Raw genomic sequence first — 12,478 nt, forward strand, 5'->3', positions numbered from 1 at the left:
CGCTGCTGTAATCGACATGCAGATGCTGTCGCATAGATATTGCTTTGATGGCCTACGATCTAAAAACAAGAATTGGGCGCTTTGCGCTCTAAAAGGAGAAAGGCATGCTCGAGCTCACCGTAGAGCAAATATCCATGGCACAGACGGCTGTGGATAAGTCCGCCGCGCTGGTGCTGCTGGCCGATCGGCTGGTCGCCGATGGTTTGGTCGCCGAGGGCTATCTGCAAGGCCTGCAAGGCCGCGAGCAACAAGGCTCGACCTTTCTCGGCCAGGGCATCGCCATCCCCCACGGCACCCCCGATACCCGCGAACTGGTGTTCACCACCGGCGTGCGCCTGATGCAGTTCCCTGAAGGGGTGGACTGGGGCGACGGGCAGATGGTCTACCTGGCCATTGGCATTGCCGCCAAATCCGACGAACACCTGCGCCTGCTGCAACTGCTGACCCGCGCTCTGGGCGAGACCGATCTGGGCGAAGCCCTGCGCCAGGCGAAAAGCCCCGAGGCGTTGCTGCAACTGTTGCAGGGCGCGCCCCAGGAACTGGCCCTTGATGCGCAACTGATCAGCCTCGGCGTGTCGGTGGACGATTTTGAAGAGTTGGTCTGGCGCGGCGCCCGTCTGCTGCGCAAGGCCGATTGCGTCAACAACGGTTTTGCTGCCGTGCTGCAACAGGTCGAAGCGCTGCCCCTGGGTGATGGCCTGTATTGGCTGCACAGCGAGCAGATGGTCAAGCGCCCGGGCCTGGCGTTTGTCACCCCGGACAAACCGATTCGTTATCTCGGCCAGCCGCTCAAGGGCCTGTTCTGCCTGGCCAGCCTCGGTGAAGCCCATCAGGCCTTGCTTGAGCGCCTGTGTGCGCTGCTGATCGAAGGTCGCGGCCACGAACTGGGCCAGGCCACCAGCAGCCGCGCGGTTTTGCAGGCCCTGGGTGGCGAGGTGCCGGATGAGTGGCCGACGCAACGCATTGCCCTGGCCAACGCCCACGGCCTGCATGCGCGCCCGGCGAAAATCCTCGCACAACTGGCAAAAAGTTTTGAAGGCGAAGTGCGCGTGCGCGTGCTGGATACCGGCGAGTCGGCGGTGTCGGCCAAAAGCCTGAGCAAACTGCTGAGCCTCGGTGCCCGTCGCGGCCAGGTGCTGGAATTTATTGCTGAACCGAGCGTTGCTGCCGACGCCTTGCCCGCGCTGCTGGCTGCGGTGCTGGAAGGGCTGGGCGAAGAGGTCGAGCCGCTGCCGACGGCCACCTCGCCCGCGCCGGCCGAAGTTGTAGTGGTCAAGCAAACGCCTGCGCCCGTTGATGGCAGCCAGCTTCAAGCCGTGCCTGCCTCGCCGGGCATTGCCATTGGCCCTGCGCATATTGAAGTGCTGCAAGCCTTTGACTATCCGCTTTTGGGTGAGTCGGTGGAGATTGAGCGCGAACGCCTCAACCGCGCCCTGGCCGAGGTACGTCGGGATATTGAAGGTCTGGTGCTGCGCAGCAAGGCCAAGGCCATCCGCGAGATTTTCGTCACCCATCAGGAAATGCTCGATGACCCCGAGCTGAGCAGCGAAGTCACCCTGCGCCTGCAACTGGGCGAGAGCGCCGCTGCCGCGTGGAATAACGTGATCGACGCCGCTGCACGCCAGCAGGAGCAACTGCACGACGCGTTGCTGGCCGAGCGCGCCGCCGATCTGCGCGACGTCGGGCGCCGGGTGTTGGCGCAGATTTGCGGCATCGAAACTCTGGTTGCACCGGACGAACCCTACATTCTGGTGATGGATGAAGTCGGGCCGTCCGACGTGGCGCGCCTGGACCCCCTGCAAGTGGCGGGGATTCTCACCGCACGCGGCGGTGCCACGGCCCACAGCGCTATTGTCGCCCGGGCCCTGGGCATTCCGGCACTGGTCGGCGCGGGCGAAAGCGTGCTGCTGATCAAGCCGGGCACGCGCCTGTTGCTCGACGGCCAGCGCGGTCGTCTGGTGGTGGCACCGGATGACGCCACCTTGCAGCGCGCCCTGGAAGATCGCGACAACCGCGAGCAACGTCTGCGCGCTGCTGCTGCCCTGCGCATGGAGCCCGCCGTGACCCGCGACGGTCATGCCGTGGAAGTCTTCGCCAATATCGGTGACAGCGCTGGCACGCCCGCCGCCGTCGAACAGGGCGCCGAAGGCATCGGCCTGCTGCGTACTGAATTGCTGTTCATGGCTCACTCCCAGGCGCCGGACGAGGCGACCCAAGAAGCCGAATACCGTCGCGTCCTTGATGATCTCGGCGGTCGCCCATTGGTCGTACGCACCCTTGATGTCGGCGGCGACAAACCGCTGCCGTATTGGCCCATCGCCAAAGAAGAAAACCCTTTCCTCGGTGTGCGCGGCATTCGTCTGACCCTGCAACGCCCCGAGCTGATGGAAAGCCAGTTGCGCGCCTTGCTGCGCTCGGCGGGCTCGCGACCGCTGCGGATCATGTTCCCCATGGTTGGCACGCTGGAAGAGTGGCGCCAGGCCCGGGATATGACCGAGCGCCTGCGTCTGGAGATTCCGGTGGCTGATCTGCAACTGGGCATCATGATCGAAGTGCCGTCCGCCGCGTTGCTGGCACCGGTACTGGCCCGCGAGGTGGACTTCTTCAGCGTCGGCACCAACGACCTGACCCAGTACACCCTGGCTATCGACCGTGGCCACCCGAGCCTGTCTGCCCAGGCAGACGGCCTGCATCCGGCGGTGCTGCAACTGATCGATATCACCGTGCGCGCCGCCCATGCCCATGGCAAATGGGTGGGCGTGTGCGGCGAACTGGCCGCCGACCCCCTGGCTGTGCCGATTCTGGTCGGCCTGGGCGTGGATGAATTGAGCGTCGCGCCGCGCAGCATAGGCGAGGTCAAGGCCTGCGTGCGCGAGCTGGACCTGAGCGCTGCGCAAGCGATGGCGCAGACCGCGTTGACCCTGGGCAGCGCCCCGGATGTCCGCGCCCTTGTGGAGGCTGTGTAATGTCCCGGATTCTGACCCTGACCATGAACCCCGCCCTGGACCTGACCGTGCAACTGGGTCAGTTGCAGGTCGGCCAGGTCAATCGCAGCGACGCCATGCTCAGTCATGCGGCGGGCAAGGGCCTCAACGTGGCGCAAGTGCTGGCCGATCTGGGCCATGAGCTGACCGTCGCCGGTTTCCTCGGCGTCGATAATCAGCTGCCGTTCGAAACCCTGTTCGGCCAGCGCGGCTTCGTCGACGAGTTCGTCCGCGTTCCGGGGGAGACTCGCAGCAATATCAAGTTGGCCGAAAGCAGCGGGCGCATCACCGATATCAACGGTCGCGGGCCACAGGTCAGCGCTGAGGCGCAGCAGGCGTTGTTTACCCGCATCGAACAGATCGCCAGCGGCTTTGATGTAGTGGTCGTCGCTGGCAGCCTGCCCAAGGGCGTCAGCGCTCAGTGGCTGCAAAGCCTGTTGCTGCGCCTCAAGGAGCTGGGCCTGAAAGTCGCCCTGGACACCAGTGGCGAAGCCTTGCGCGCCGGGCTGCAGGCCGGGCCGTGGCTGATCAAGCCCAATACCGAAGAACTGGCCGACGCCCTCGACGCGCCGATCATTTCCATCCAGGCCCAGGCCGGCGCCGCCGCGCGCTTGCAGCAACAGGGTATCGAACATGTGGTGATTTCCCAGGGCTCGGAAGGTGTGCACTGGTTTGCGGACGGCTTCGCCTGGCAGTCCCTGCCGCCGAGCGTCACCGTGGCCAGTACTGTCGGTGCCGGGGATTCGCTGCTGGCGGGCATGGTCCACGGCCTGATCAGCGGCCACACACCGCAACAGACCCTGCGCACCGCCACCGCCATCGCCGCCATGGCCGTGACCCAGATCGGCTTCGGCATCAGCGACGTCGTGCAGCTCAAAAAGCTGGAACAGGGCGTCAGCCTGCGCAATCTGGCAGAACAATAAGTAGGTCCCGCCATATCTGGGGTCCGTAGGAAAAATATCGCTGAAAGGGATTGTGATGAAACTAGCCATTATTACCGCCTGCCCCAACGGCCAGGTCAGCAGCGTACTCAGCGCGCGCCTGCTGGACGCTGCCGCCAAGCGTCTGGGCTGGAGCACCGTTGTCGAGATCCATGACCCCCATCACCCCGAGCGCGCACTGTCGGCTGAGGCCATCGCCGAAGTGGACTGGGTGCTGGTGGTTAATACCGGCGTGCTGGACCTGTCGCGTTTCGTTGGCAAGCGCGTGTTTCAGGACACCCCGGCCCACGCCCTGCAGGATGTCGACGGCTTTTTGCGCCGCGCTGCCGATCAGGCCCGGGTGCGTGAGTCCAGCACCGAAACCGTGGCCGCGGTTACCGCGCCGAGCCTTAAGCCGCGGATTGTCGCCATTACCGCCTGCCCGACCGGTGTCGCTCATACCTTTATGGCCGCCGAAGCCATTCAACAGGCCGCCAAGCGTCTGGACTACGAGTTGCAGGTCGAGACCCAGGGCTCCGTTGGCGCACGCAATCCATTGAGCGCCGAAGTCATTGCCCAGTCCGATGTGGTGCTGCTGGCCGCCGATATCGAGGTCAATACCGCGCGTTTTGCCGGCAAGCGCATCTACCGCTGCGGCACCGGCATTGCCCTGAAACAAGCGGAAGCGACCCTGAAAAAGGCCTTGGCCGAGGGCAAGGTCGAGAGCACCGATGCGGCGGCGAGCGGCCCGGCCAAGCAAGAGAAAACCGGCGTCTACAAGCACCTGCTGACCGGGGTGTCGTACATGCTGCCGATGGTGGTGGCCGGTGGTTTGCTGATCGCCTTGTCCTTTGTCTTTGGTATCACCGCGTTCAAAGAGCCAGGCACCCTTGCTGCGGCCCTGATGCAGATTGGTGGCGAAGCGGCGTTCAAGCTGATGGTGCCGTTGCTGGCGGGCTACATCGCTTACTCCATCGCTGACCGTCCGGGCCTGGCACCGGGGATGATCGGCGGCTTGCTCGCCAGTACCCTGGGCGCCGGTTTTATCGGCGGCATCGTCGCCGGGTTCATTGCCGGTTACTGCGCCAAGGCGATCAACCACTACGTGCGTCTGCCAGCCAGTGTCGAAGCGCTCAAACCGATCCTGATCATCCCGCTCTTGGCCAGCCTGATCACCGGCATGGTGATGATCTACGTGGTCGGCAAGCCGGTGGCGAGCATGCTGGCCAGCCTGACCCAGTTCCTCGACAGCATGGGCACCACCAACGCCATTCTGCTGGGTATCGTGTTGGGCGCGATGATGTGCGTCGACCTCGGCGGGCCGATCAACAAAGCGTCCTATGCCTTCTCCGTGGGCCTGCTGGCGTCCCAGAGCTACGCGCCCATGGCTGCCGCGATGGCGGCAGGCATGGTGCCACCGATCGGCATGGGCATCGCCACCCTGATCGCCCGACGCAAATTCGCCCAGAGCGAGCGCGAAGCGGGCAAGGCTGCGTTCGTGCTGGGCCTGTGCTTTATCTCCGAGGGTGCCATCCCCTTCGCCGCCAAAGACCCGCTGCGGGTGATCCCGTCCAGCATCATCGGCGGCGCCCTGACCGGTGCCCTGTCGATGCTGTTCGGCTGCAAACTCATGGCGCCCCACGGCGGCCTGTTTGTGCTGCTGATCCCCAATGCCATCAACCATGCGCTGCTGTATTTGCTGGCGATTGTGATCGGCAGCGTCGTCACTGGCGTGCTGTACGCCGTGCTCAAACGGCCGGAAGGGGTGGAGATGGATATCGTCCCGGTTGCGGCGTAGGCCTCACCGACCATCTTGAATGTATAGGGGCTTTTGTGGGATTGGCTTTAGCCGGGAAGACGGCATTACGGGCGACACACATGTACCCGATGTACGAGCCTCTTCCCGGCTAAAGCCGGTCCCACAGGGTGCACTGTCGTGCTACATCGCCAGAAACTGCGTCGCGCGCTTCCACCATGGCTGTGTCTGGCCGAGGCTTTCACGGGTTTCGTGGAGCAGCACGTTCGGCATATCCCGCAGGCGGATCCACGGCTCGTTCTGCCAGTGCAGCAGGTTCAGCGAGGCGCCGGCCCAGTCCAGCAGGCCCTGGGTCGGGCGTTCGCTATGGCCCAGGTCATTGGCGTCGCGCAGGGTCGGAGCGACGTGCAGGGTCAGCCATTCGCGCAGTTGCCGGGTGTGGGGCGCTGAGTGGTAGATCAGCAGGGCGTAGGCGCCGGATTCGCTGATCATCAGCACCTCGCCCAGCTCGCGCACAGTGAGCAGGCAGTGCTGATCCGGATCGAGCTTGCGGATACTGCGCTCCTCCAGGCGATAGCCCATCAACCGGCCCAGATTATGGGCGCAGAACCACACCTGGCCTTCCAGTAGCAGGGCGTGAAGGTGGAGGTGATGGCGGGTGAAGCGGGTGGGGGTGTGGCAGGTTTGTTCAGGTGTCAGCATAGATATTTTCCTTTGTTGAATACCTGCCACTCAAATGTCGCCAAACAAATGAGGTGGCAGCTGTACGCGGGTTGGCGAACCGGAAGGAAAAGACCGGCAGACCCGAAGGTCTCCCACGCACAGCCACCATAAAAACGGGTGGTACATAATTATGTACCGGTATCGATATGGTGAGCTTCTTTTCCTATCTGGATCGCCAAATCCAGTGCTGAAAATTCAGCAGGCCGGGAGGTTAATTCCCGGTTTTTCGCGAGGCAAGCACACAAATGTAACGGCCCAACCAAGGCCTGTAGGACTGGCTTTAGCCAGGAGGGCGACATCTCCTTCATCAGTGATGACGTTCTCCCGGCTAAAGCCGGTCCTACGACCGGTCCTGCAGTTGCTGTCGCAAGCCCCTAACCTCCTCGCGCCGGACAGGACTGCGGCTCCGGCAGGCGCAGCGGCGTCTTGATCGGGTAGTCGGGGCTGCCATAGGCGTAGCAGGACGTCGTGACCTCAAGCTCGTCGCAGGGCAGAAAATGCACGGTGATGCCGCAGACTTTTTGGTCGGTGTAGTCGGGGACGGGGATGACTTTGCTGTGTTTGCGTTTTTGGGCACGGACCTTATCTCGCCAGATCACGTACTTTGCTTCGTCAGCAAAACCCGGGAATTCACCGGCAAGATCGCTCATGCCGCTGACGCCGGTCTCCCAGTCAACCCGTACCGTCATGCCCGGCTGCCAGGTTGCAGGGACGATATAGCAGCAACCCCCGCCTCCTTGTTGGTAGGCTCCAATAATGTCGATCCCCGACTGGCCATCGACGCTAAAGCGGTTGATGGCCCAGTGAGTGTGGTTGATGGCTTCGATGGTGCTGGCTTGGGCGTTCAGGCTAATCACCGTGGCGGCCATCCCGCACAGAACAGCAAACAGCGAGCGCAGTGGGGCAAAGTAATAGTGAGTAGCATCAGACCGGCGCATCGTTCACCTCGCTGGCCTGGGCGTGATAGGCGTCCCAACGGGCGGCGATGGATCTTTGTGCCTCGGCCTTGCGCTCGGCGTCCATGGGCGCTGGCTGCGCGGGCAGCGCCTGCTCAATACCTTGCAAGCGTGGGTCACCCGGCAGTAGCGCCTGACCGTTTCTGTCATAGGGCGTCAGCTTTCTGGAGCTGGTCTTGCCAAAGAACACCATGCGCTCGCGCAGGTAGCTGCCGAGGGGCTCGCGTCGGTTCATGCCGGGTATCTTCATCAGGGTTGCATAAAGAAACCAGGCGCGGGAGTCGTGGACCTGATCGTCGAAAAGATCGCGCAACAAGCGCTCGGGCTGACTGGCTTCACGTACATCATCCTGGTAGGTGCGCCAGCGCTCACTTGCGAGACTTTTCGCGGGTGGGAACATCCGGCCGACCAAGGCCTGAGCTTGCACGGTCATCCACTCGCCCCCGGTAATGGCGGCTTCGAACTGCCGGGCAGCCTCAGCCGTTGTGGGCTTATCCCATCCCAACCGGATGGCCAAGGCGTCAGGGCCTCTATCGCGGTAATGCTCGGCAAACTCCTCGGCCGCTTCGCGCAACTGGGTTCGCGCCATATCCGGATCAAAGTCCTTGATGCCGGGTTTCATCGGCTTTTTGACCGTGCCACCGCCGCGCTCGTTGGCATATTGCTGCTTGCGGTCCGCTACGATCAGCGCATGTTTGCGGTTGCGCAGGGCTTCGGCCTCGGCGCGGATGGCAGGGTCGGCATGATCATCCGTTGCCGCTTGGTAGAACGCGGTCTGCATGAGGCTGCCACCGGCATAACGGTCAATGCGCCAGGCAGTGATCCAGGCCATCTGTGTGAGCAGGGATTCTTCCAGCGCAACGCTGCCGGACACTGGCTCATAGCGTATGGCCTGTTCGTCTGTGATGGGTTGCTCGGCAGGAGGCAGACCGAGGGTGACTTGACGCCAGGCGTTGAAGCGGTTGACCAGTTGTGTTTCGACATCAAACTCTCTTCCAAGCTCAGGATCCATCACCCGCCAGCGTTCATGACTCCTTGATACCGGCAAGACAAGAATGGGCACTTTCAAGGGCGCGCCATGAGCAAAGGCATCTGCATACAAATCGTTCAGGGCAATCTGCGACAGCAACAGGCCGTCACCTACCCGGGGATCGTCGCTTATGGCCTTGCCCTGATCCCCCGGCGGATATCCCCCGCCCTGATCGGAGTGCATGCCGGGATGCAGCACCTCCACGCTATTGGTCGGGTAACGGCCATCCTCGCGCCGGATCGAGTCCAGCGGAAAGCACAGCCGCTGCTCATGGCTGGCCACGATATGCAGGCAACGCTTGACCAGTTCACCGTCGGGCAGTTGCTGATTGCCGTCGGCCCAGCCCTGATGGCCTTCGGCCCAGGGAATGATATCGGCCGCGCCCACCGAGGCTACGGTGTCCAGTAGGCCGAGGTATTCGACCGTGATGGGTAGCGTCACCCTATTGTTCATTTTCAGGGCAGGCGGATTCTCGTAAGCCGTTTTGCCGAAGGGGATCAGCAACTCGTGCAGCCAACTGACAAAAGCCCGCGCCGCCGCCGCGCCCCGTGAAAAACCATAGACATACAGCTTGACCCCCAGCAGTTGGCACTGACCGGCATTGGGCCGCATGGCAATTTCCAGGGGTTTGACCAGGGGCCAGAATTGCGTGATGAACTGGCGCTTGCGATTCTGGCTACCACTCAAGGCCTCCATGCCGTGAGTGGTGCCCATGGCTTTGACAGCCGCGCGCAGGCTGTCGTTGTCCTGCCGGGGCAACTTCAGGGCACGGCGCAGGGCATCGATGATCATCAGCAGGCCCCAGTTGATCCGTTCTTCGCCATAACCGGCGAAAGCCAGGCCATAGGTGCCGTAGTCAAAGTCGCCCACTTCCGGAAAGGGCGTGCCAACGCCGGGCATGTAGTATTTGTAGTACTGGCCATTGCCCGTGCCGGGTTCATCGGTCAGGCGCTGGGCCTGATCGTTATGGGCAGTGCCTGCGGCATAGCCATCACCAATGCTGACGCGAAATAGCCGGGCGATATTGGTCGGGTGCGGCGCATTGCCGGACTCATACAGGTCGTTATTGAGGTTATTGCCCGTGCCGTCGAAAAACAGGCTGATATGCAGGGTCTTGCAGCACGGTGGCTCAACCGGGTGCCCGGCCGCCACACTCAGGGCATCCTGATAATCGTCTTCGAGTTGCTGCTGACGCTGGATATTCTGCTGGACCTGCTCTGGGCGGCTGGGCAAACGGCCCTGCAGGGGAAATTGCGGCGGGTACCAGAGAGAGGCAGGTTTCATTGCGGACATGATTGTGGCTCCGGCAATTGCAACGGGGTCTTGATCGGGTAGTCGGGGCTGCCATAGGCATGGCAGGAGGTGCTGACCTGCAATTCATCGCAGGGCAGGAAATGCACGGTGATGCCGCAGACTTTTTGGCCCGTGTAGTCGGGGACGGACACGACTTTGCTGTGTTTGCGTTTTTGTGCCTCAAGCTTGTCAACCCAGGCGTAATACTTGGCTCTATCGGCAAATCCCGGAAACTCATAGGCAAGGGGACTCACCCCACTGGCACCCGTTTCCCAATCCACCCGCACCGTCATACCCGGCTGCCACCGCTTGGGGGCGATATAGCAACAACCTCCGCCACCCCGTTGGTAGGCGCCGATAATGTCGATACCCAACTGGCCATCAACGCTGAAGCGGTTGATAGCCCAGTGGGTGTGGTTGATGGCTTCGATGGTGCTGGCCTGTACCGCTTGCATCATCAGGCTGCCCGCCAGGCCGCACAGCAGCGCTGGGCGTAATGGGTTAGGCATGGGATTGATGCCCCTTCTGCCGCAGGCGTTCGGGGACAACGGCTTTGGGTTTTGGGGTAATCAGTAGGCCGGCTTGGCTCACTCTTCGTGTATCGGTCGAGTTATGGTGCGAGTGTGGCCGGAATTGGTTGTTTATGGGGGGCGAGTTTTTTTGTTTAATATAAGTATTCTGTGAATACTTCATTGTCCTTTCCTTTTTATTTGATCTTGGGTATTGCAAGGCGCACGGCTGCATCATGGCGATGTGATCGCTTGGCAGAGCTGTGGAGGGCGCTATAAGCCCAGGTGGGGCTGGATGGGCAACAGTGAATTATCTCTAACTGTTAATCCATACCTCTGCATAAGTTTGGGAAATGCCCTTCGTAATAAAGGGGAAATATCCTACAAGTTGCTGTTGGATGAGTGCTTTTAAATAATTGATAGTTTGGCTGGTTAATATGCTGAAACACTCTTGGTGGTCCAGGTTAATCAGTTTTAGTAGAGGGCGCGGCGTTTCATTGGGGGCGGTGGTCGGTTGAAATTCTGCCCGCATGAGGCAAGCACACAAATGTAACGGCCACCGCTGTGGGAGCGAGGCTCGCCCGCGAATCAGGCGACGCGGTAATTCAGACATACCAAGGTGAACCCTTCGCGGGCAAGCCTCGCTCCAACGGGATCGGCAACCGGCTGGAAATTCGCTGTCATATTCACCCCACAAACCCCTGCTAGCGTGTGCCTTTCACCTTTATGCGAGTGAATGGCCATGAGCGAATTCGATCTAAAGCGTCGTCGGGTAATCCAGGCCGTGGGCGCGGGCCTGCTGTTGCCGGGCCTGGCGCCTGCGGTGCTGGCGTCGGTCAAGGACCGGCCGAAGATGACCGATGGCGTGCAGTCCGGCGACCTGCTCGGTGATCGGGCCATGGTCTGGAGCCGCAGCGACCGGCCTTCGCGCATGGTGGTGGAGTGGGACACCCGCAGCATGTTCACTAACCCGCGCCGTGCGGTGTCGTTGCTGGCTGATCAGCGCACGGACTTCACGGCGCGGGTCGAGCTCATCGGCCTGCCCACTGATCAGGCGATTTTCTATCGCGTGCATTTCGAAGACGCCCAGACCGGCACCCCCAGCGAACCCTGGTTCGGCCACTTGCGCAGTGCGCCGCAGCAGCGCCGCGATATTCGCTTTGTCTGGAGCGGCGACACCGTCGGCCAGGGCTTTGGCATCAACCCGGAGATCGGCGGCATGCGCATCTACGAAGCCATGCGCCTGCGCCTGCCGGACTTCTTTATCCACAGCGGCGACACCATTTACGCCGATGGCCCGGTGCCTGCCGAAGTAGTCACCGAGGGCGGGCGGATCTGGCGCAATATCACCACCGAGGCCAAGAGCAAGGTCGCGGAAACCCTCGACGAATACCGCGGCAATTACCGCTACAACCTGATGGACGACAACCTGCGTCGCTTCAATGCCGAGGTGCCGCAGATCTGGCAGTGGGACGACCATGAGGTGATCAATAACTGGTCGCCGAGCAAGCAACTGGACGAGCGCTACAAGACCCGCGATATCCAGTTGCTGGTGACCCGCGCGCGCCAGGCCTACCTCGAATACGCGCCGATGCGCCTGCAACAGGCGGACAAGGGCGGGCGCATTTATCGCAAGCTCGGTTACGGGCCGCTGTTGGATGTGTTTGTACTGGACATGCGCAGTTATCGCGGCGGCAACGATGCCAACCTGTCCGAGCAGGCCAGCGCGCAGACGGCGTTCCTGGGTCGCGAGCAACTGGAATGGCTCAAGCGCGAGCTGCAAGGCTCGACGGCGCAGTGGAAGGTGATTGCTGCCGATATGCCCATCGGCCTGGGTGTGCCTGATGGCGAAGTCAGCCCCGGCGTGGGGCGCTGGGAGGCGATTGCCAATGGTGACAACGGCCCGGCCAAGGGCCGCGAGCTGGAGACCGCCGAGCTGCTGACCTTCCTGCGCGCGCAGAAAATCCGCGATTGCGTATGGCTGACCGCCGACGTGCATTACTGCGCGGCCCACCACTATCAGCCGGAGCTGGCGACCTTCCAGGACTTCGACCCGTTCTGGGAATTTGTCGCCGGGCCGTTGAATGCGGGCAGCTTCGGGCCCAATCCGCTGGACAAGACCTTTGGCCCGGAACTGGTGTTCCAGAAGGCGCCACCGGCGCAGAACACCTCGCCCTTTGCCGGTTTTCAGTTTTTTGGCGAGGTGAATATCGACGGCCAGAGCGCGGAGTTGACCGTGACGCTACGTGATCTGGATGGTGTGGCGGTATTCGAGCAGAAATTGCAGCCTGCCAAGGCCTGACCGCT

Annotated in this window: 8 protein-coding genes; 4 read left to right on the top strand and 4 right to left on the bottom strand. The window is 62.1% G+C overall.

Translation table 11 applies throughout. The annotated features are described in order from the left end of the window. The first annotated feature begins 104 nt into the window (after positions 1-104). Genes ptsP through AC1Z24_RS04715 form a run of 3 tightly spaced genes read left to right on the top strand, consistent with a single transcriptional unit; the run spans position 105 to position 5,702 of the window. A complete protein-coding gene (gene ptsP / locus AC1Z24_RS04705; protein ID WP_483744734.1) occupies positions 105-2,966 on the top strand; it encodes a phosphoenolpyruvate--protein phosphotransferase in 2,862 nt (953 codons plus the stop codon). Continuing rightward, entirely contained in the window at positions 2,966-3,907 is a 942-nt protein-coding gene (gene pfkB / locus AC1Z24_RS04710) for a 1-phosphofructokinase (RefSeq protein ID WP_483744735.1), read from the top strand. The genes ptsP and pfkB overlap by 1 nt, the downstream gene beginning before the upstream one ends. A gap of 55 nt (positions 3,908-3,962) precedes the next feature. Beyond that, positions 3,963-5,702: a PTS fructose-like transporter subunit IIB gene (locus tag AC1Z24_RS04715; protein WP_483744736.1), complete on the top strand. Its 1,740-nt coding sequence runs from the start codon at positions 3,963-3,965 to the stop codon at positions 5,700-5,702. 141 nt (positions 5,703-5,843) lie between these two features. On the opposite strand, the gene AC1Z24_RS04720 is transcribed toward AC1Z24_RS04715, so the two are convergent. The 4 genes from AC1Z24_RS04720 to tli1a (AC1Z24_RS04735) form a co-directional block, all read right to left on the bottom strand. After that, entirely contained in the window at positions 5,844-6,362 is a 519-nt protein-coding gene (locus tag AC1Z24_RS04720; RefSeq protein WP_483744737.1) for a BRO-N domain-containing protein, read from the bottom strand. A 395-nt stretch (positions 6,363-6,757) separates the two neighbouring features. Further along, a complete protein-coding gene (gene tli1a / locus AC1Z24_RS04725; RefSeq protein ID WP_483746524.1) occupies positions 6,758-7,252 on the bottom strand; it encodes a Tli1a family immunity protein in 495 nt (164 codons plus the stop codon). A gap of 55 nt (positions 7,253-7,307) precedes the next feature. Then, positions 7,308-9,662: a T6SS phospholipase effector Tle1-like catalytic domain-containing protein gene (locus AC1Z24_RS04730; protein ID WP_483744738.1), complete on the bottom strand. Its 2,355-nt coding sequence runs from the start codon at positions 9,660-9,662 to the stop codon at positions 7,308-7,310. Further along, positions 9,650-10,171: a Tli1a family immunity protein gene (gene tli1a / locus AC1Z24_RS04735; protein WP_483744739.1), complete on the bottom strand. Its 522-nt coding sequence runs from the start codon at positions 10,169-10,171 to the stop codon at positions 9,650-9,652. The genes AC1Z24_RS04730 and tli1a (AC1Z24_RS04735) overlap by 13 nt, the downstream gene beginning before the upstream one ends. A gap of 742 nt (positions 10,172-10,913) precedes the next feature. Between tli1a (AC1Z24_RS04735) and AC1Z24_RS04740 the strand changes: the two genes are divergently transcribed. After that, positions 10,914-12,473, top strand: a complete 1,560-nt coding sequence (locus AC1Z24_RS04740) for an alkaline phosphatase D family protein (RefSeq protein ID WP_483744740.1) — start codon at positions 10,914-10,916, stop codon at positions 12,471-12,473. Positions 12,474-12,478 lie beyond the last annotated feature (5 nt).

This window comes from Pseudomonas sp. JL23 (genome assembly GCF_056933585.1).